Annotated in this window: 15 protein-coding genes and 1 pseudogene; 6 read left to right on the forward strand and 10 right to left on the reverse strand. The window is 67.7% G+C overall.

The features are described 5' to 3' along the window. Position 1 precedes the first annotated feature (1 nt). On the reverse strand, positions 2–1,087 hold the full coding sequence (locus BJF89_RS03255; protein ID WP_075812258.1) for a PDZ domain-containing protein: 1,086 nt from the start codon (positions 1,085–1,087) through the stop codon (positions 2–4). A gap of 227 nt (positions 1,088–1,314) precedes the next feature. Here BJF89_RS03255 and BJF89_RS03260 point away from each other — a divergent pair, with 227 nt between their 5' ends. Continuing rightward, complete coding sequence (locus tag BJF89_RS03260) at positions 1,315–2,802, forward strand: zinc-dependent metalloprotease (protein WP_075812196.1); 1,488 nt, start codon at positions 1,315–1,317, stop codon at positions 2,800–2,802. Here the strand turns inward: BJF89_RS03260 and BJF89_RS03265 are convergent, their stop codons facing one another. Then, positions 2,803–3,387: a M48 family metallopeptidase gene (locus BJF89_RS03265; protein ID WP_075812198.1), complete on the reverse strand. Its 585-nt coding sequence runs from the start codon at positions 3,385–3,387 to the stop codon at positions 2,803–2,805. It abuts the gene before it with no gap. Positions 3,388–3,486: 99 nt separating this feature from the next. Between BJF89_RS03265 and BJF89_RS03270 the strand changes: the two genes are divergently transcribed. Continuing rightward, the gene (locus BJF89_RS03270) at positions 3,487–4,353 is read left to right on the forward strand and encodes a TOMM precursor leader peptide-binding protein (RefSeq protein WP_075812200.1); all 867 of its coding nucleotides are present in this window, start codon (positions 3,487–3,489) and stop codon (positions 4,351–4,353) included. An 18-nt stretch (positions 4,354–4,371) separates the two neighbouring features. Here the strand turns inward: BJF89_RS03270 and BJF89_RS03275 are convergent, their stop codons facing one another. The 7 genes from BJF89_RS03275 to BJF89_RS03305 form a co-directional block, all read right to left on the reverse strand. Further along, complete coding sequence (locus BJF89_RS03275) at positions 4,372–6,492, reverse strand: ATP-dependent DNA helicase UvrD2 (RefSeq protein ID WP_075812202.1); 2,121 nt, start codon at positions 6,490–6,492, stop codon at positions 4,372–4,374. Positions 6,493–6,531: 39 nt separating this feature from the next. Beyond that, positions 6,532–7,605, reverse strand: a complete 1,074-nt coding sequence (locus BJF89_RS03280; protein ID WP_075812260.1) for a TrkA family potassium uptake protein — start codon at positions 7,603–7,605, stop codon at positions 6,532–6,534. Further along, positions 7,602–11,174 carry a UvrD-helicase domain-containing protein gene (locus tag BJF89_RS03285; RefSeq protein ID WP_075812204.1) on the reverse strand — a complete coding sequence of 1,191 codons (3,573 nt, stop codon included), beginning with the start codon at positions 11,172–11,174 and terminating at the stop codon, positions 7,602–7,604. The genes BJF89_RS03280 and BJF89_RS03285 overlap by 4 nt, the downstream gene beginning before the upstream one ends. Next, positions 11,175–14,534, reverse strand: a complete 3,360-nt coding sequence (locus BJF89_RS03290; RefSeq protein WP_083650464.1) for an ATP-dependent DNA helicase — start codon at positions 14,532–14,534, stop codon at positions 11,175–11,177. It lies immediately after the preceding gene. Positions 14,535–14,537: 3 nt separating this feature from the next. Further along, a complete protein-coding gene (locus BJF89_RS03295; protein WP_075812206.1) occupies positions 14,538–15,560 on the reverse strand; it encodes a TIGR02569 family protein in 1,023 nt (340 codons plus the stop codon). A 72-nt stretch (positions 15,561–15,632) separates the two neighbouring features. Further along, positions 15,633–16,682 carry a DUF3152 domain-containing protein gene (locus tag BJF89_RS03300; RefSeq protein WP_083650465.1) on the reverse strand — a complete coding sequence of 350 codons (1,050 nt, stop codon included), beginning with the start codon at positions 16,680–16,682 and terminating at the stop codon, positions 15,633–15,635. A 122-nt stretch (positions 16,683–16,804) separates the two neighbouring features. Beyond that, positions 16,805–17,038: a DUF3107 domain-containing protein gene (locus tag BJF89_RS03305; RefSeq protein WP_075812208.1), complete on the reverse strand. Its 234-nt coding sequence runs from the start codon at positions 17,036–17,038 to the stop codon at positions 16,805–16,807. A gap of 92 nt (positions 17,039–17,130) precedes the next feature. On the opposite strand from BJF89_RS03305, the pseudogene BJF89_RS03310 reads away from it, so the two are divergent. Together BJF89_RS03310 and BJF89_RS03315 are read left to right on the forward strand one after the other, a co-directional pair. After that, positions 17,131–18,422: pseudogene (locus BJF89_RS03310) on the forward strand (DEAD/DEAH box helicase). Beyond that, positions 18,419–19,723 carry a hypothetical protein gene (locus BJF89_RS03315; RefSeq protein ID WP_075812209.1) on the forward strand — a complete coding sequence of 435 codons (1,305 nt, stop codon included), beginning with the start codon at positions 18,419–18,421 and terminating at the stop codon, positions 19,721–19,723. The pseudogene BJF89_RS03310 and the gene BJF89_RS03315 overlap by 4 nt, the downstream one beginning before the upstream one ends. Here the strand turns inward: BJF89_RS03315 and BJF89_RS03320 are convergent. Then, positions 19,711–20,160: a hypothetical protein gene (locus BJF89_RS03320; protein ID WP_075812210.1), complete on the reverse strand. Its 450-nt coding sequence runs from the start codon at positions 20,158–20,160 to the stop codon at positions 19,711–19,713. The two genes, BJF89_RS03315 and BJF89_RS03320, sit on opposite strands and share 13 nt — an antisense overlap. 403 nt (positions 20,161–20,563) lie before the next feature. Here BJF89_RS03320 and BJF89_RS03325 point away from each other — a divergent pair, with 403 nt between their 5' ends. Beyond that, positions 20,564–20,827, forward strand: a complete 264-nt coding sequence (locus BJF89_RS03325; protein WP_038546744.1) for a WhiB family transcriptional regulator — start codon at positions 20,564–20,566, stop codon at positions 20,825–20,827. 99 nt (positions 20,828–20,926) lie between these two features. Further along, the gene (locus BJF89_RS19940) at positions 20,927–21,001 is read left to right on the forward strand and encodes a 50S ribosomal protein bL37 (RefSeq protein WP_369803638.1); all 75 of its coding nucleotides are present in this window, start codon (positions 20,927–20,929) and stop codon (positions 20,999–21,001) included. Positions 21,002–21,079: the final 78 nt, after the last annotated feature.

Genomic DNA, 21,079 nt, shown 5'->3' on the forward strand with positions numbered 1-21,079 from the left:
GTCAGCCGCAGGTGGGCGCGTCTCCACCGTTGTTGTACTTCTCCATCGCGTCCACTGCACCGTCGAGGGAATCGACCGACAGGAGGTCGATGTCACCGTCGTAGGACGTTCCCGTCGCTTCACTGCAGTTGCCGGACGGAACCAGGAAGACCTCGGCGCCGGCATGCTGGGCGGCGGCGATCTTGTGGGTGATCCCACCGATCGGCCCCACGGACCCGTCCGCAGAGATCGTGCCGGTCCCGGCGACGAACTTTCCACCGCTGATGTCACCCGGTGAGAGTTTGTCGACGACGGCGAGCGAGAACATCAGTCCGGCGCTCGGTCCCCCGATGTCCTTCAGGTTGTAGCGGACCTTCAGGTCCCCGGCCGGCTGGGCCACCATCGTGACCCCCAGGTACGCCTTGTCGGACTCACCGGCGTCCTCAGCCGCCGTCGCAGCGGAGTTGCTCCGCAGTTCCTCCGGCACCTCGCCGAGGGTCACGGATTCTGTGACCTCATCCTGTCCACGCCGTACCGTCAGCTCGACGTCGTCGCCTGGAGAGTGCTCGGCGACGGCGTCAGCGACCTCGGCGGGAAGTGTCACGTCTGTGCCGTCCACCGCCGTGATGACGTCGTTCTCACGGAGTGTCCCGGCGGCCGGCGCATCGTCAGCGACCTCGTAGACGGTAGTTTCCAGCGGCCGGTCGAGATAGCCCATCGCAGCGACGGTCGCATTGGACTCCGATGCGGCGAAAGCGGCGGCGTTCCGGCGGGCGACCTCCTCCGGAGTCGAGTCAGACGGGATGACCTGCTCGACGGGAACGATGGTGTCATCGCTTCCCAACCAGCGCTTCATCGTCTCAGCGAGACTGAGTTTGGTCCGCACCGCGACAGTCGTCATGTTGAGCTGCCCCTCGGAGTCCGCCAGGCCATCGTCCAGTTCCGCATCGGTCCCGGTGATGTCCACGACGGGCGTGCCGTTGACCTCGCCCAGCGTGTCGTAGGTCGGACCCTCGCCTTCCGCCGCGAAAGGCACGGTCAGGTTCACGTCGGTCCCGGGGATCGTCGGGATCGCGAGCAGCGCCACCAGCGCGACCACCGGAAGCAGCCCGACGACGACGGTCCGGAACCGGCGTCGACCACCGGCGGACGACGCTGTACTGGTGGCGCTGTCGGTGCCTTCGGTGGAGTCGGCGCGGCCACCGGTGTCACTGTGGGGAGGAATACTGGAACTCACCCCGGTCACCTTACAGCCCTGCCCCGACATCCACGGTGTTCGCTGTCAGCGCACGGACGACGGTGGGGACCGCGGAAGCTCGCGGGTAGTCTCGTGGCATGAGCAATTTCGGATTCGGTTTCAACGGTCCTGACGATGAGTCCGACGACGAGCGTCGGCGGCGGGAGAACGAGAACGGAAACTCCGGTAACGACCCGTTCGGCTTCGGAGCGAACCCGTTCGGCATGTTCTTCGGCCCCCAGGGCGGCCAGGGGGGTCAAGGTGGCCAGCAGGGGCCGGGTCTGGGAGACATCCTCGGCCAGTTCGGTTCGATGCTGAGCGGCTTCGGCAAGGACATGAACTCGCCGGACGCCCAAGGGCCCGTCAACTACGCCCTCGCCGAACGGATCGCACGTCAACAGCTTTCCGGCAGCGCGGCGAAGAGCCGGCCCGCCGCGAAGGACAGCCAGGCCGTGGCCGAGTCTGTGCGGTTGGTGGAGCTCTGGCTGGACGAAACCACCACCCTCCCGGCCGGTGCCACAGGCTCCGTCGCCTTCACCGGGGCCCAGTGGCTGGACGAGACCCTCCCGCGGTGGAAGCGGGTCATCAACCCGCTCGCCGAGAAACTGGGAGATGCCACCATGGAGGGGATGCCGGAGGAGATCCGCTCCCAGATGGGCCCCATGATGGGCATCTTCAGCCAGGTCAACGGCATGAACTTCGGGATGCAGCTGGGTCGTGCCCTGGGCGAACTCGCCGGAAGTGTCGCAATGTCCACCCAGTGGGGCATCCCGCTCGCGGAAGGCTCGGTCGCCGCCATCGCCACCGACCGGCTCGACGACCTGTCGAAGAAGCTCGGCGCCGAGCGTCGGGAGACACTGATCTACCTCGCGGCACGCGAAGCTGCCCACCTGCGGCTCTTCCAGCATGTTCCGTGGCTGGTCGAGCGGGTGATCCTCGATGTCGAGGAGTTCGCCACCGGCCTGAGCCTGGACAATTCCGCACTCGAGGAAGCCAGCCAGGACTTCAACCCGGAGATGCTGGGCGACCCGGAGAAGCTCCAGGAGATGATGTCGCAGCTGCAGAACTCCGACCTCTCCCCCACCATCGTCTCCTCCACCGACCATGCCCGCGTCCGTCTCGAGACAAGCCTGTCTCTGATCGAGGGGTGGGTCGATGTTGTCGTCGGTGACGCACTGGGCGAGCGACTCCCCGTGGCCTCGAGCATCGGTGCCGCATGGTCGGTCTACCGCGACAACGACCAGCCCGGGATGGAGTCCCTGGTGAAGACCGTCGGGATCAGCCTCTCCGCTCCGAAGGCCTCCGAGGCCGCCGAGCTGTGGCGACGCCTGACCGTCGCGGTGGGCACCGAACGTCGCGACGACGTCTGGAACCACCCCGACTTCCTCCCCGTCGACAGCGACCTCGACTCACCCGCCGGATTCATCGACTCCATCCTGGCTTCCCAGGAGGACGTCGACGGCTTTGACCCGATCGGCGAGATCGAGCGCCTCGAGCGTGAGATCAACAAAGGGTTTGACGCGCCGGAAGACAGCGACGACGGCGACAGCGACGGTGACGGTGACGGCGGTAACGAGGACAGGTAGTCAGTCCACGTCGCCGGACTCGTCGCCCCGTCCGACGCCCCACCGTCCGTAGGCTTCCAGGTACCCCGCAGCGCGTTCCGCCTGCGGGGCTTTTGCCGCCCAGGCATGGAAATCAGGCCCGTGGTCCGGAATCCAGGTATGCACCAGTTCATGGATGACCACTGAATCAAGGACATAACCGGGAACCTCCTTCAGCCGGTCAGAGATCCGTATCCGGCCCGAATCCACCGAGCAGCTGGCCCACCGTCGTGTCATGTTCCCCACCCAGCGCACACTCCGGAACTCGGCACGTCCTTCCAGGTACTTGTCGTTGAGTTCCGCCGCACGCAGCATCAGGTCATCGTCCGACGCCTGCCCCGCGGCGGCACTGTTACGCCGCCGCACACGTTCGACCAGGTCAGAGGTGCTCCGACGCAGGTTCGCCGCATCCATGGACATCGGGGCGAGCACGATCACCCTCCCCCGTTCCATCCTCCCTGCGATGGTGCGCTCACGACGGGCGGACAACCGGATCTCGACATCCGGGGCAAAATCATCGACGACCTCGAGTTGAGCCCTGGTGGGGGTACGTCGTCGTCCTGCCATGTGTCACCTTCCGCGGTCTCGTCGACCCGCTGCACAGTGGCGGAGCGCAGGCTACACTGTGCATGTCGAGAGCTTGTGTGCCAGTCAGGGGGATTTTACATGACATCGACCGTTGTCGGGGGCGACAGCATGGTGATACTGAGGGACTCCACCTCGCTGATCCTGCGCTCCCCACACCACCTCCAGTTCGGGACGTTGCCGGAGCACTCGTTGGTCCTTGCGATGCCGCCGGGGGTCTCGGCCAATCAGGTGATGCTTGTCCTCCGGGAGACGATGCGGCCTGTCGCTGCGGATGAGCTGGAGACAAGACTGGGGCACTGCGGATTCACCGCCGAACACGCCGCGGGTGTGGTTGACGATCTGAGGGCCGCCGGCCTCCTACGGCCTGTGCCCGCCCTCGGGGCCACGGTCCATGTCGCCGGCCCGTCCGCCATGGCCTCCACCGTCCTGCAGGACCTGATGCGCCGCGGCGTCACCGCCGCAGCAGTCACTCCCGGGGCACCTGCCTTCGGGCGGTTGGCCTCCTCGTCGCTGGTGGTCCTCGCCGGACAGCTGTTTCCGCCCCAGGACGTCAGCCACCGGCTCATGGCCCAGGGAGTGCCACACCTTCCCTGTGGAGTGATCGACGGCAGGGTGGCGGTCGGGCCGCTGGTACGCCCGGGCGACACACCGTGTCTGACCTGTCTGGACACCCAGCTCCTCGGCGAGGATTCGGAATGGCGCCTCATCCGCGCCCAGTCCCCCGGCAGTGTCGGTCGGCCAGGATCCGGGATGACCGAGATCGCCTCGGCGATCGTCGCGGACATTGTCCGGAATGCGCTGGGTCCCGGGAGACCGCTGTCGGACTGGACGCCGGATGGACTGGATACACGACGGTTCTTCGACCCCGTGGGGCTGACCACGTCGCGGATGCTTCCGGTACGTCTCCCGGGATGCCCGTCGTGCCGGGTGGCCCCCGGGCCGTAATTCCTGTCCGGACCCCGCTCAGCGGAAGTTGCTGATGATGCCCAGGATGTCCTCCCCGAACTGTTCGACCTTCATCGGGCCGATCCCCGGCACCTGGACAAGCTCCTGCACCGTGGTCGGTGCCCGGTGGCAGACGGCACACAACGTCGCGTCACTCATCACGACGTAGGCAGGGACATCACGCGACTTCGCCATGGCGGTACGCCAACCACGCAGTTCAGTGACCAGGACCTGGTCGATGTCTCCGGCATGGGCGTCACACAGTCCGAGGATGCGCTGCTCCGGGGTCGTCAGTCGGGCCCCGCAGGTGTCGCAGGCGTCCCGCGGTTTCGACTTCGGTGCCTTCTGGGCCGCAGCACGTTCCGCCTCCCAGGGGACCATCCCGTCGAGGAAACGCGTCCGGCGGCGGGTCGCCTTCCCGCCGGGCTGCCGGGCCTGTGACCACGACAGGTGGAGATGTTCCCGGGCACGCGTGACCCCGACGTACAGGAGCCTGCGTTCCTCCTCGACCGCGTCCTCCGAGTGCGAGCCCTTGAGTGCATGCCGGATGGGAAGCGTCCCGTCGACGAGTCCGACCAGGAAGACCGCATCCCACTCGAGTCCCTTGGCCGCGTGGACGCTGGCCAGTGTCACACCCTGCATCCGGGGCGGGTTCTTCGCCTGGGCCCTCTCCTTGAGAAGCCCCATCAACCCCGGCAGGTCAAGCCCCGGGGTCGTCGCCGTCAGTTCGCCGGCCAGGTCCGCCAGGGCGCTCAACGACTGCCACCGCTGTCGTTCCTGGGCGCCCTCGGGCTCGGTCGGGGTCAGGCCGACGGGCAGCAGGACGGCCCGGACCTGGTCGACGAGGTTGCCTGCCAGCTGGTCCCGCGCATCATCCTGGTCCTGAACCCGGGCACGCGCCTGCACCTGTCGTGCCGCCTGGCTGAGAGCCTGGACCGCCTGACGGATCTCGGCACGCTGGAAGAACCCGTCGCCGCCCTTGACCTGGTAGGCGATTCCCGCCTGGTCGAGGGCGTACTCGAACGCCGCCGACTGGGCGTTGATGCGGTAGAGCACCGCGATCTCTGCGGCAGGCACGCCCTGCTTGATGAGTTGGGCGATACGGCGGGCGACGTCGTCGGCCTCGACGGTCTCGTCCGAGTACTCGGAGAACTCGGGGTCCGGACCCGGTGGCCGCTGCCCCTCCAGAACCAGGCGGGTGCCCGCGGCCCTGCCCTTGGCCTGGCCGATGACACGGTTTGCCAGGTCAACGACCTGCGGGGTGGAACGGTAGTCACGGTGCAGCCGGACCGTGGTGGAGTCGGGGAATCTCGTGGAGAACCTCAGCAGGTGGTCCGGGGTCGCACCGTTGAAGGAGTAGATCGTCTGGTTGGCGTCACCGACGACCGTGAGATCGTCCCGGTCACCGAGCCAGGCGTCCAGGAGCCGCTGCTGCAGGGGTGTCACGTCCTGGTACTCGTCGACGACGAACGTGCGGTAGCGCTCCCGGAACTCATCGGCGACACCGACCTCCGACTCGAGCAGACCGGCCATGGACTGCAGGAGGTCGTCGAAATCGAGCAGCACCCGGTCCGGTGTGGCTTTCGCCTGCTCGTACCCTTCGAAGATCTTCACGAACTTCTCGGGGTCCACCGGGCAGTCCCGGCGGTCCGGCCCGATGTGTGACGGGTAGGACGTCGGGGCGATCAACGACGCCTTGGACCACTCGATCTCGCCGAGCAGGTCAGCCAGCAACGTGCGGTCCGGTTCCAGCCCGACGGCGCGGGTGATCCTGGCGACCAGTGGAAACTTCGAATCCAGCAGTTCCCAGGGGGTCTCCCCCATGACCTTGGGCCAGAAGTAGCGCAACTGGTGCATCGCCGCCGCGTGGAACGTCTTCGCCTGCACCCGGGCCACACCCATCATGGTGAGCCGTTCCCGCAGTTCCGCCGCCGCCCGGTTGGTGAACGTCACCGCCAGGACATGGTCGGGGTTGACGAACCCCCCGGACACCAGGTGGGCGATCCGGTGCGTGATCGTCCGGGTCTTGCCGGTGCCGGCGCCGGCGATGATGCTCACCGGGCCGCGGGGTGCGGTAGCGGCCCGGAGTTGTTCCGGGTCCAGTGCATCCAGGTTGAGCTGGTCGAGTCGTCCTGACACGGTTGGTGTTCTCGCCTCCGTCGGGTGAAGTGGTTCAGGTCAGTTGGTGTCGGGGCCGCCGGTGATGCGGCGGATGTAGAGGAGCCTGTCGCCGGGTTCCACTGTTTCCGCCTCCGAGGAGTCGACCCGGTAGAGCACACCCGACCGCACCACGCCGAGGACGATGTCCTCAAGGTTACGGGGGTTGCCGCCCACCTCGTCCTCCCCCACGACCCGCTCAGCGACGGAGAATCCTTCGTCCGGACTGAGCAGGTCCTCCATCATTCCGGTCACCGACGGGCTGACGGTGGCCAGCCCCAGCATGCGTCCGGCGGTCTCGGACGAGACGACGACGGAGTCCGCCCCGGACTGTCGCAGCAGGTGGGAGTTCTCCGACTCCCGGACCGAGGCCACGATCGTCGCCGAGGCGGCGATCTCCCGCACCGACAGTGTGATCAGCACGGCCGTGTCATCCTGGTTGGGTGCCACGACCACGGCCCTGGCACGGGTCACCCCCGCGAGTTTCAGGACGTCCGAGCGCGTGGCCTGCCCCTGGACGGTGACCAGGCCCCGCGAGGAGGCGTGGGTGAGCGCCTCAGGGTCGGAGTCGACGACGACGATCTGGGAGGACGGTACGCCGTCGGCGAGCAGTGCGGTCGTCGCCGCCCGGCCTTTGGTCCCGTACCCGATGACGACGGTGTGGTTGCGCATGTGCCTTCTCCAACGGCGGATCTGCAGGGTCTTGCGGGATTCCTCGGTGAGCACCGACAGTGTCGTGCCGACCAGGAGGATCAGGAAGATGACCCGCATCGGTGTGATGACGAGGATGTTGACCAGCCGTGCAGACTGGGTGACCGGTGTGATGTCACCGTAGCCGGTCGTGGACAGGGACACGGCTGAATAGTAGACGGCGTCGAGGAAGGTGACGACGCCGGTGTAACCGTCCCGGTCGATGTAGACCACGGCCGAGGAGACGAAGATCAGGGCCAGGGCGTAGAACATCCGCCGGCTGATCAGCCACCACGGGCTGACCGGCGCACTGGCCGGGATGTTGATGATCTTGATCAGTGACCGGGGAGGGAGGGCGTCGATGTCCGAGTCGGACCGGAACCGGTCCCTGAGCCTGTCGTTCACCACTGCTGCCCATCCCTGTCTCGACTGCCCGCTGCACCGTCGCCGTGGTCCTGGCCGATCAGTGCGGCCAGTTGCTCTGATGTCGGCAGTGTACCCGGTTCATAGGTCTCGTTGGAGAGCACGTAGTGGAAGGCGGCCCGGACGGACGTCGGAGACACCGGATGTCCCAGTCGGACAGACTGGACCTTCGCCCATGCCAGACGGTAGACGGCCAGTTGCAGCTCGGCGGAGGCGAGCTCGGCCCCGCTGGGACGGCGTCCGGTCTTCCAGTCGACCACGAACCACCCGTCGCCGTCCCGGAAGACGGCGTCGATACGTCCTTCGAAGACGTGGCCGGCGAGGGTGACCGAGTAGGCGCCTTCCACGGTCTCGGGGGTGCGCTGCGCCCAGTCGCTGTCGAGGAAGCGTTGTTTGAGGTGGTCCAGTGCCGGATCGGTCAGGGTCGCGTCTGCGGCACCGGGCAGGTCGTCCTCGTCGAGGAGACTCGCGACGCCGTAGTGCTTCTCGACCCAGTTGTGGAAGGCGGTCCCCCGTTTCGTGTACGGGCGCGGCTCCATCGGCACCGGCCGCCGTCGGCGCCGGGCGAACTCGGCACGGTCCCGCGACAACGACACCGCTTCTGTCGCGGTGAGGCGTGCCCCCAGCGGGACGACGACTTCCGGGACCGCGCTGGCACGGTACTCGTCGATGAGCACGCTGGTCTCCTGCGCCCACTGTTCCGCAAGCGTCCCCACGTCCGGGGGGCGTCGGTCCGACTCTGCGGTGGTGATCCCCTCCCGTGCCGTCCGCACCCTCCGGATGCCGTCTGCCACAGCCGCCGCCCCTCCCACATCCGGATCCGTGAGGACGGGGCGCGGCCACACCGCTGTCGGCGCAGCAGGTGCTTCGCGGTGGACCCCGGCGATGAGGTCATTGCGGGCGGCAGGGTTGTCCGGCACCATCACCTGGTCTTCCCGGTGGTGGGGCCCCTTCTCCAGGCGCCGCAGCTCTGTCTTGGAGTACTCCATGCCGAGGTCGGACCAGGTGACGACCGATTCCGGATGACCGGCCCTGGCACGGTCACGCAGAAGAGTGAGCGCGACGGAGGGGTCGACGGGTTTCCTGTCGGCGTTGTTGAATGCCGCGCCACTGACCAGCAGGGTCTGTTCACTGCGGGTGACGGCGACGTAGAACAGGCGGTCATCCTCCTGTGCACCGTGCACACCGAGCTCGACCTTGAACCTGTCCTGCGCCTCCACCACGCCCTTGCGGTCCTCGACATCACTGAGATCCAGCACCGGTGCACCGGTGGCGTCGTCCGGACCGGTGGCGGCGTCCCCACGCAACCCCGACGGCAGGATCCGTGCATTGGTCGTCCACGACGTCACGCCGGGACGTTTGACGGCGTCGGCGTAGGTCTTGCGGGTGGCGTGGGGAACCACCACGATCTCCCATTCCAGCCCCTTGGCCTTGTGCACCGTGAGCAACTGGACGCAGTCGGTCCGTACCTCCACTTCCCCGGGGTCGAGGCCCTTCTCGCGGGCAGAGGCCGAGCGCAGGTAGTCGACCAGGGCGGCGGGGCTCGATGCGCTGAGTTCGGAGAATGACCGGACCACCTCGGCGAATCTGTCGAGGTGGCTGGTGCCGATCGACCGGTCGGAACTGCGGTGGTAGCGCGTGAGGACCTCAGTGCGGATCCCGGTCATGTTCTCGATGTCGGCGACCAGGTCTGTGAGCGGTTTGGCCAGGGAATGCCGACGTAGGAACCGCAGTTCCCGTCCGAGTTCACCGAGTCGGCGGGCTCCTTCGGCGGACATCCCGAAGTCCTCCATACCTCGCAGGTCTGCCAGTGCCTCGGCCAGGCCGACAGACACTCTGTTGCTGTCACGGTCGATCTCGGCGAGCCTGCGGCGCACGGTCGCCAACGCCGGGGAGTCACCGGGCTGCCCGGTGACCAGGGCTGTGAGACCTCCCGCGTCGGATAAGCCGCCGGAAGCACCGGCCATGTCGCCGTCCGCCGGGCGTGCGTCCCGGCGTGACAGCTGGTCGACGCGACGGGCAAGCGCGAGCAGGTCGGCCGCGCCGATGTTCCAACGCACCCCGGTGACCAGTCGGAGCAGGGCGATGTCGTCGCCGGGGTCGACGAGGACCCGGAGCGTGGCAAACACGTCCGTGACCTCAGGAACGTCGAGCAGTCCCGGGCCGGCGGTCATGTCGACGGGAACACCCCTGGCGCGCAGCAGGTCGTGGATCGGTTGAGCGTCGGCGTTCTTCCGCAACAGGACAGCGGCGGAGAAGGGCGCGCCGCCGTTCTCCTTCTGTTCCCGGTGCTCCCGGTAGCGCGCCGCCAGGTCGTCGGCGAGCCAGTCGAGTTCCTCTTCGCGGGTGTCGAACCAGCCGAGTTTCACCTCACCGGTCCCGGCGCCGGGGCGTGCCGACAGTGGCGACACCATGGGGGTGTCCGTGTTCATCGACCACCTCGACACCGTGTTCGCCAGATCCAGGACCCGCGCGGGGTTACGCCACGAGGTGGTGAGTTCGAGTATCGGCGCAGGGCCGGCGACGGTCGGGAAATCGGTGCGGAAATGGGCGAGGTTGGCCGCGGTCGCCCCACGGAAACCGTAGATGGACTGCATCGGGTCACCCACGGCGGTGACGGTCAGTGCAGGGTCGGCGCCGTTGCCGAAGAGGTTCTGCAGCAGCACCCGTTGTGCATGGCCGGTGTCCTGGTACTCGTCGAGCATCACGACCCGGAAACGACGCCGCTGTGCCTCCCCGACGCGGTCGTGGGACCGGACAAGTTGGGCTGCCTTGGACATCTGCTGTCCGAAGGTCATGAGGTTGCGTTCGCTGAGCGTGTCCCGGTAGGCGGCGACCAGCTCCAGCAGTTCCCGGCGGTACGTCAGGGCACCGTTGATCGAGTCCAGGGTGGCGTCGACGCCCTTGAGTGCCTTGCCGTCCCGGTCCGGTAGTCCGTCGATCTCGGCGGCGGTGACACGGCACTCCTCGGCGACCCGGTCGATACCGACCAGGTGGTTGTCCATCTCATCGGCGAGATCGAGCATGTCATCGATGATCGACGGCAACGACCGCGCGGTGGTGAAGCCGGTCGGCCAGTCACTGACGACGTCGCGGGCGATCATCCACCGTTCCGTGTCCGAGATGATGCGCCCGGCGGGCTCCATCGGCAGCAGGAGACCGTATTCGCGCACGACCGATCCGGCGTAGGCGTCGTAGGTGGACACGGTGGGGACGATGTTGTGCAGTGCCTCGTGGCGGGGGTCGTCCACGGGGAGGGTGTCCAGAAACCCTGAGTCGGCGAGTGTCTGCAGCCGCCGGCGGATCCGTTGGCCCAGTTCCCGCGCCGCCTTCCTCGTGAACGTCAGTCCAAGCACCTGTTCCGGGGCGACGATGCCGTTGGCGACGAGCCAGACGACGCGTGCCGCCATCGTCTCGGTCTTTCCTGCCCCGGCCCCGGCGACGACGAGAGTCGGGCCCGGCTGCGCTCCGATGACGGCGGCCTGCTGCGGTGTCGGGCCGAACTGCTGGCCCAGCATCGTCGACAGTTCATTCGGGCTGATCGTGCCCATCTAGATCACCTGCTCCCCTGCCCGGCAGGCCGGGCACAGACATGCGTAGTCGGAGGACTCGCAGTTCTCCGCGGTCGCGCGGAACACCGGGCCCGCCACTCTGGTGGCGGCGTCGACGGCCAGCGCCCGGAACTCCTCCAGCTCCGCGGTGCTCATGGCCGCCTGTTGCAGCACCGTGACGGTGGCGGTGTCGCGACGCGGGTACACCAGCATCGCCCCGTCGGGCGTCATGCCTGGTTCACCGTCGATGAGCAGCTGGTAGGCGGCCAACTGCCGGCTCTCCGCAGCCTCCTTCTTCGTCTTGGCGGTGCGCCCGGTCTTGAAGTCGACGACAGTGGACCGGCCTGCCGCGTCGGTCTCGACACGGTCCGTCCGCCCGGCGAGGACGATCGGCAGTCCACCCTCGGTCGTCCCGATCGTCCGCTCCAGCGTGCGCTCCACCTCCACCGTCCTGCCGAGCCCCTCCCGTTCCAGGATCCACGCGTAGAGACGGTCCACTGCGGTGAGACAGCTCTCCGTGAGAGGGACGGCTGTCCATTCCGGGCCGTCCACGAGATGGGGGACGGCGTCGGCGACGATGGCGCGGGCGTCGTCGTAGCCGAGCCCGGTGGCGAATCCCTCGGCGACGGCATGGATGAGCACACCGACCTTCATCTGTTCGGTTGCCGCCCCTCCGGTGAGTCCACGGAGGAAAGCGACCGTGTCGCAGCCGTCGTCGAGGGTCTCGAGGGTGGTGGGGCTGATCCGGACGGCAGGGGCGGCCTCCCCACGGGGTGGCGCGACGGCAGGGGCGGTGGTCGACGGTGGTGCGGTCCCCCACCACTGGTCGGGGTCGGCACCGTAGACCCCGGCCTCCGCCAGGCGGGCAAGGTTGTACGCGGCCGCGTCACGTTCGTGACCGGCCCGATTCCCGTCACAGACGACGTCACGGAGTTCGGCGATCAACGGTTCCAACGCGAGCACCCTCGGCAGCGCCGAGGCCGATGCCTCAGGACCAGCCGTCCCCCCTGCGGTTTCCGTCGTATGCTCCGGACTCCCCTCCGACTCGGTTCCTGCTGCGACGGCCTCCTCGATCTCCTCGAGGAAACGTGAGGGGACGCTGGTGTCGTCTCCGGCGGCGTCAACGGCGGTCACGAGGGTACGCAACCGCGCTCGCGAGACCGCCAGGAGGAACAGGCGACGTTCCTCGGACAATGCAGCGGCCGCACGGGACACCGGAATGTCCGGCGAGATGCCGCGGTCGATGAGGTCGACGAGTTCCTGCTGTCCGAACAGTCCCCCCACGGTCGGTCCGGCCGGCCAGCTGTCCTCCTGGACCCCGGCAACGACCACCACCGCCCACTGCCGTCCCGCTGCCGCGTGTGCGGGAAGGATCTCGACAGCGTCGGGACGGACACCGCGACGGTCTCGTCCTCCGGTGGGCAGTTCCTGGGACCGGACATCCTCCAGGAAGGTCTCGAGGGTGACCGTGGGAGTGCGTTCCACGACATCACCGGCCAGGTCGAACAAGCTCATGACTGCGTCGAGGTCCCGGTCGGCCTGTGATCCGAGCGTACCGCCGCGCAACGCCTGGACCTGGAGGGAGCTGGAGAGGTCTGCGGCCTGCCAGACCGCCCACAGCACCGCCTCGACCGGCGATGTCGCCGTCCGCTGCCCCAACGCCGTCCGCCCCGCCTCGATGACCTGGGCAACGCGCTCGATGACCTGGTGTTCGCGAGGACCGAAGCGGCTCGTCCAGAGTTCTCTTTCCTCGGGCTCCGCCTGTCCGGTGACGATCGCGGTGACGGCGTCCATTGCACGCATCCCGGTGCCGGTCAGCAGCGGGGCGACCGCCCGCTCGACCCGACGCAGCATCACCGGGTCGGCCCCACCGATGGGGCTCTCGATGAGCTGCTGCATCTCAACGCCACTCAGGGGACGCACGAGCGCGTCGAGCGCGAGCAGAATCACCCTGACCAACGGCTGGTCCGCCAGGACAACGCTGGTGGGGTCGACTTTGACAGGCACCCCGTGGGAGAGCAACGCGCGCCGAAGGACCGGGATGTCCGCGGTCGAACGCACGACGACGGCGATGTCGTCCCACGGCACCCCGTCGACGACATGGGCCCGCCTGATCTCATCGGTGACGACGAGGGTGTCCGCCGTCCGGGACGGCGAACGCCGCACCGCGAGCCCGGCAGGCACCTCGTCGGTCTTTCCTTCGCGCAGCGTCACCCGTGTGGGTTGGGCGGGCAGACGGTTCTCCAGGAGGTTCACGGCCACCACGAGTTCCCCGGGCAGACGGTGTGAGCGGGAGAGGACGACGCGGCGGTCCTCGTCAGCGGCGATACCGGTGAGGAAGGATTCGTCCGCACCACGGAAATGGAAGACGCACTGGTCCGGATCTCCGGCGACGAGGCTGCGGACGCCGGGGACCATGAACCGGGAGATGAACTGGCCCGATGCCGGGTCGAGGTTGTGCGCGTCGTCGACCAGCACGAGACGTACCTTGTCCCGGTGCCGCTCCAGCGCCTCCGGATGGTCGTCGAGGACGGCAAGTGTGGTGTGCAGCAGTTCGGACGCGTTGAGGTTGTTGGTGGCCGACAGTGCCTGGATCTGCCCGTACTCACGGAGGAAGTCCCCGGCGGCCGACCACATCGGCTCGTCGTACCGGGCACCGAGACCGGACAGGGCCGTCGCGTCGATCCCGCGTTCGGCCGCGCGCAGCAGGAGATCACGGAGCTGGCGTGCGAATCCCACCAGTGGCAGTGCCGGACGGATGTCCTCGGGCCATTGCCCGGTGCCGTCCTCGGCGTGACCGCGGAGCAGGGTCCGGATCTGCAGGTCATGTTCCGCACCCGTCATCAGGCGGGGCTGCGGTGTCCGGCCCGCCTGATCCTCCTGCGCCACGGCACGCAGGAAGGCGAACGCCCATGAGTGCACGGAGCGCACCATTGTCCCTGTCGTGGCGTAGTCCTCCCGGGACCGCACCGCCTCGGTGATCTGGTCGCGCAGCGCCCCGGCGGCCTCCTTCGACGGCGCCACGACCATCACCTCGTCGGCGGTTCCCCCGCTGTCGAGGAAATCCACGACAGTGTCGACGAGCAGTGAGGTCTTGCCCGTGCCGGGCCCACCCAGCACCGAGTACGGCAGGCGGGTGTCCAGCCTCTCGTCGCCGGACACGAGTGCTGACGCCAGGCCGTCCCACCGGCGGGTCGCACGTGGCTCTCCACCGCTGTCCGCCTGAGCCGTGGCAGTCCCGGTGTCAGTCCCGGTGTCCAGGCGCACGTCCACGGTTCCCGCTGAACCGATGCGGCGCCGGAGCTCCGCGTCCTCCCTGGCGACCTGGCGGGTACGTCCCGTGGCTGTACCGTCGTCCACGACTCAGTTCCCCCGGGGGTCCTGCTCCAGCGGGGCATCACCGCCGGTTCCGTCCGTGGAGTCCACCATGACGTCGTCCGGCGGCGTCGCCCGACGCACCCCGCCGACCCTGGCCGCGACCACGTCACTGACCCGTGACAGCCCGGGCCAGGACTGCGCCAGGGTCCCCGGTACGGCGGCATGGGCGAACAGGCGGAACATCACCGCACGCAGCAGGAGCTGGTCGAAGTCCTGCAGATGGGACCACCGGTCGAGCAGCCCGTCCTCGGCGTTCGCCCAGGCGATCGCATCGACGACGAGAAGCGCGACCGACCACCCCGTGGGACGCCATGCGGGCACGAAGTCCACGATCGCCGGATCCGCGTAGCCGTCGTAGACGGTGCACCCCAGCGCATCACCGTGGACCAGCTGGTCCGGGGCGGTGACTTCCTCACGGAGAAGCATCAGACCGGTAGCTTTCTCCATGGCCGCGGCGACGTCGTCCCTCGGGACGACCGTCAGGTCCATGACCGGCATGAGCAGGTCGGTCGGGTCATCAGCCCATGCGGCCGACTCCGCCACAGCGAAGAGTTCCGTCTCGCTCAGGTCCCGCCCCGGGGTGCCGGAGCCGGACAACCGCGACGCCATATCCAGGAATGCCGGACGCCCCTCACCCTCCATCGCCTGGTGAAGCGCCTCGTTGAACCGCAGGGCACTGGCCGCTGTCTCGTCGAACCGGGGTGCACGGTGACCGGAGAGGAATCCGCGGGCGGTCCACCCCCCGACGGCGTACCGGCCGTCGGTCGACCGCAACGGCCGGGCGACGGAAACACCGGCGGGACGGACCCGGTCCATCATCTGGGCGGTCCAGGTCGCCCGGGCACGGTCCTCGGACGGCACCAGCACAGCACGGTCACAACGCCACCCGTCGCCCCATGCACCACCGAGTTCCACCGGCGTGGCCTGGGACACCTGGAAACCTGCCCTGATCGCCGCCGGCGGTGCGGCGGCAGGAACAGGTGCATTCGACGTGGAGTTCTCGATCATGGCTACACACTCTAACCCCCGATCCGGACAGTTCCCTGTGTCCATTCGAACACGCAGGTCACCCGGGGACCCTCAGTCCCGGACGTCCACCGGGTCCCCCTCGCTGCGCCCGTGCGGGTACGGCCAGGAGTTCGGGCGGCACGTCACGTCACGTCCTGCATCACCGTACTCCGCACCGGCCTCGAGGTCCTCGAGCTCGCCGTTGTTGAGACTCAGGGTCTGCTGCATCATCACGGGTGCGAGAACACCGTCCTCCGGGCACACCTGGTGCCGGGCGAACCCCAGTCCATGGCCGACCTCATGGTTCAGGAGGTACTGCCGGTAGGAACCCAGATCCCCCTCGAATGTCGTCGCCCCGCGGACCCACCGGGCGGCGTTGACGACGACCCGTCCGGCGTCCGCGGCTCCCCGACGCTCGCCCTCGACGTCCGGCCCCCTGACGAAACAGCTGGTTTCCAGTTCAATCTGGGCACCGCACACCTCCCGCGTCGTCTCGGGGCTGGTCAGACGGATCCTCAGATCCGGCGCGCGACGGTCCGTGACGCTGACATGCCGGAAGGCGAACGTGCCGTCCGAGATCCATGACCGGGGATCCGACAGGGTCGCGTCCACTGCTGCGGCAAAGGCGTCCCCACCACCGAATGAGGAGGTCTCGAGACCGTTCTCGACCTCCACGACGAAGCTGTAGGTGTCCGCGTCGTCCCGGTCCGGGTCGCCGGCGGTCATCCCCGCGGATCCGACGCCGCGGTAGTCACCGTCGCCCCGCGCCGTCACGGTTCCGCCGGACGGCAGTTCGCCCACACCACCCGCCTCCGGTGCGCCCCCGGGCACAGGACCGTCCTGTGTTTCCCCGATGGCGTCCTCCGACGCGGCCGCGTCCGACACCTCCGGGGCCCCCGAATCTCCTGCACCGTCGTCGTTGCCGTTACCCCCGGCAACAACGAGTTCCGCGACGACGGCGACCGTGAGGAGGAACACCAGGGCTCCACCTGCACTGAGCCACCGGCGACGGCGCAACTGGCGCTGCCGGAACTCCTCCGCCCTGCGGTTCTGCTCGGTGTGGTCAGGGCCGTCAGGGCCGTCACGGCCGTCAGGATCTCCTGCTCCGGTCGACCTGGGCATACTGAAGCGCTCCCGACGAATCTGCCCGTCCCCTCCCCGCGGTCGAGGGGTGGAGTCGTGGGGGGATCCGTCGGAAGGCATGCGGTCTACTCGGCTATGTCAGATGAGTCAGACGAGCCGGCTCAGATGAACCCGACGGGACGCTGTGCCGAGGAACCGACCTCCACGTAGGCCACCTGGTCACGCACGATGACGAAGACCGATCCCTTGTTGTCCTTGAGGGTCAGGGTGCTTGCCGAGCCTGCCTCCTCGGAGGCGAGGAACTTCTCCACCTCGGCCACGACTGCGTCCTGCTCATCTGCACTGGTGATGACGAGATCGCGGGGGTTGTCGACGAATCCGACCTTGATGTCCATAGGGTGCCTTCAGGCCTTTCTTTCTCTCTCGCATTGCGATGACTGTAACGTGGACCATCATAGCGACGAACGAAGAGAAGACGATGGAGGGGATGACGCCCGTGGTGAGACCAACATTCCGGGATCTCGGTGTGGCCGCCGAGATCGTCGATGCGCTTGAGGAAGACGGGATCGCGGAGGCATTCGCAATCCAGGAGCGCACTCTGCCGCTCGCCCTGGTCGGTAAGGACCTCATCGGGCAGGCGCGCACCGGGATGGGCAAGACCCTCGGGTTCGGCATTCCCCTGCTCGACAGGCTCTTCGACGACGCCGGGGTCACCGAGCTCGACGGCACCGTCCGCGGCCTGGTGGTGGTCCCCACCAGGGAGCTGGGCATCCAGGTGGCGGGAGACCTCGCCGCGGCGTCCGGAACATCGCCGCCGCCGGACGCCCCTTCACGGTGACGACCATCTACGGCGGTGTCCCCTTCGAAAAGCAGATCGCAGCACTGGACGGCGGGACCGATCTCGTCGTCGGCACGCCCGGCCGGTTGCTCGACCTGTCACGGCAGGGGCACCTCGATCTCTCCCACGTCGAGGTTCTCGTCCTGGACGAAGCTGACGAGATGCTTGACCAGGGTTTCCTCGACGACGTGAAGAAGATCCTCGCGCAGACTGCCGAGGGTCGGCAGACGATGCTCTTCTCCGCCACGATGCCGGGACCGATCGTGGCCCTCACCCGGGAGTTCATGAACCGTCCGGTACTGATCCGCGCGGACCTCGACGATGCCCGCGCCACTCATGTCACCACCCGGCAGACAGTGTTCCAATCCCACAAGCTCGACCGGATGAGCGTGCTCGCCCGAATCCTGCAGACACCCGGTCGCGGGCGCACCATCGTGTTCGCGAAGACGAAACGCCAGGCTGCGATCATCGCCGGGGACCTGGCCGAACTCGGTTTCGACGTCGGCGCCGTCCACGGCGACATGCGGCAGAAGGACCGTGAGAATTCGTTGAACGCGTTCCGGGAAGGACGGGTGAGCGTGATGGTGGCCACCGACGTCGCCGCCCGCGGCATCGACGTCGACGACGTCACCCACGTCATCAACTACCAGGTGCCCGAGGACGACAAGACCTACGTGCACCGCATCGGCCGCACGGGACGCGCAGGACGCTCCGGTGTGGCAGTCACCCTGGTGGGCTGGGACGAAGTGACCCGGTGGAGGGCCATCGACGAAACCCTCGACCTCGGCAGGAATGACCCGCCCCAGTGGTTCTCAGGCTCCCCGGAGTTCCTCGCCGAATTCGACCTTCCCGAGGACGTCCGGGACCGTGTGGGGCCACCCCGTAAGGTGCAGGGATCAGCATCGGCGACGGCACCGGCGAAGAGGAAACCACGGCCGTGAGCCGATTCCGTCTCCAACGGGGCGGCAGGGTTCCCAGCGAACAACGGTCGCGCACCGATCTGGTCGTCACCGCGCTGATCACCGCTGCCGTGCTGGTCCTGGTCCTGGGGACCTGGTTCTTCTCCGATTCCCGGGGGACGTCCCACACCGAGGCAGGACCAGGTGAGGCCGCCGCACCGCCGTCGGCTCCTGATGCACCACCGGAGAGTCTCGGTGAGCTCTGGCGCGCGCATTCACTCCCGTCCGACTCCGGTGAACCTGTCCTGGTGGACGGGACCGCCGTCATCCGCGACGGCGACCGGGTGAGCGGTGTCTCCGTGGACGACGGCACTGAAGCATGGAGTTACAGCCGCGACCGCGAGTTGTGCGGCGTCTCCGGCAACTGGGGGCGCGTCGTGGCCGTCTACCGGGGGCCGAAGGGATGCTCGGACGTCACGTCGCTCGCAGCCTCCACCGGCCGCTACCAGGACACCCGCTCTGCACTCGGCAGTTCGGACACTCGGTTCTTCCGTTCTCTCGACCACATCGGTGCGATCAGTGACGACCGGGTGGAACTGTGGCGTTCCGACCTCGTCCGAACGGTGGAGACCGGACATGTCGAAGCTCCCGTGAAGGCGGGCGTGCAGCCACTGGACGGATGCCGGTTCACGTCCGCACAGACCCGCAAGGACCTGCTCGCCGTCCTGGCCGACTGTGACCGCGAAGACGGCAAGGGCACCGTCAGCCTGCAGGTCGCCGACCCCGAAGAATCGGGTGAACCCGAGACGACCCACGAGTTCACCGTCCCGCCGGACGCCGAACTGGTCGGGATCGCCCAGGAAGCTGCCGTGATCTACGTCCACGGCAACGGTCGACGCGCCGCAGACTCCGACGACTACGCAGGCAGCCGATTCCAGGTCCTGCACTCCGACGGATCATTCGAGCAGCACCCCGCTGACCCGTCGCCCACACTGGCTCACCTCGCCGAGGGCAAAGCTGACGACCCGTTCACCGCCGCAACCGGTGACCTTCCGCACCACATGACCTGGTTCAACGGCGAGCGGCTCATCGGTTTCGGGCCGACCAACCTGGAACCCCGTTTCTCAGTTCCCGCCCTCGGCACCGGTGCTGCGATGGCCGGGTCACTTCTGGTGCCGGTACCTGACGGTGTCGCCGTCGTCGACTGGGACACCGGCTCCGTGGAACGCACGGTCCCCGTCGACCGCGGGGACTACAACGGCCCGGTCAGCCTCCGGGTGCAGGGCGACGTGATCGTGGAACAACGCGGTGACGAGATGGTTGCGTTGCGTCAGCGGCCGTAACGGCGGGCCGCCCATTCCACGGCACTGGGATTGAACATCAGTGCAAGACCGACGATGCCGAGGGCCGCCGTCGGCACGCCGAGTTCCGGACGCCCGGAAGAGAACATGTAGACCGAGATCAACACGAGGAAGAGCTGGAGCATGGCGACGGGGCCACGGCCCCAGCGGCGGCCGGTCGACAGGCACCACCCCGCTATGGCGATCACGCCCCCGAAGAACCCGAACCATGCAGCGGTCCCCCACCCGTAACCGATGGACTCCGCTCCCGCCCCCGCGAACTGTGCCGTGGTGTCCTCTTCCCCCCGGACCGCGCCGATCACGAGATACACCGCGAAGGCGAGACCGGCCACCCCCTCTGCCATCCCGATCCAACCAGCCCAACGCACGCTCGGGGGAAGTACAAGTATTTTACCGTCGTCTGCGCTCCTGGGGCTCATACGGGCAGATTGTACTGGGCGTCAACGCCTCTACGACAACCGGCACAGACCCTTAATGGACCAAGTTGTCCGTTAACCCACCCTTACCTAATTAGCCAAATCGATCCCCTGTGAGCTTAACCACAAAAATGCCCGACCCCCTAGCGGACTCCATCGTGACGTGCCACTATTGCACATGTAACGGAGAGAGGGACACGAGGTTACGGACAGGTTACGAACCGAACCCGGCCCTACTTCTCTGCCCGACACCATCACTGTGACTCACCTTACCGTGACCCGGTGCGTGTCACCGAATCCCACCGACGACTCGAACCGTCCCCCACGGCGACGGCATGACCGCCCGCCACCGCCCGGGAGAACGGTCTAGCACACTGCAACAACGCTGTTGAAGGAGAAGATCACCATGGACTGGCGCCACGAAGCCATCTGCCGTTCCGAAGACCCCGAGCTTTTCTTCCCGGTGGGCAACTCCGGCCCCGCACTCGCCCAGATCGCCAAGGCGAAGCTGGTCTGCAACAAGTGCCCGGTCACCAACGCATGCCTCGCCTGGGCCATCGAGTCCGGCCAGGACGCCGGCGTCTGGGGAGGCATGAGCGAGGACGAGCGTCGCGCCCTGAAGCGTCGCAACAACCGCGGCCGCGCCCGCACCCGCGTCGCCACCGCGTAGCGACCCGGCCTGCGCCCGGGGTGGATTTCCCACCAGATGTGCTCCCCGGTATCCTGAAGCGGTTATCTGTACTATCCACACCGTCGATGAGGAGCCGTCATGAGCAAGCGTGGCCGCAAGCGCAAGGATCGTCGTAAGAAGAAGGCGAACCACCGTAGCCGTCCGAACGCCTAGAACGTTCGTACAGCACGACAAGGGACCGGCCCGGGACATTACGTCCCGGGCCGGTCCCTATTCTTCTGGTTACATCGA

The organism is Corynebacterium sp. CNJ-954 (assembly GCF_001942345.1).
GTDB lineage: Bacteria > Actinomycetota > Actinomycetes > Mycobacteriales > Mycobacteriaceae > Corynebacterium.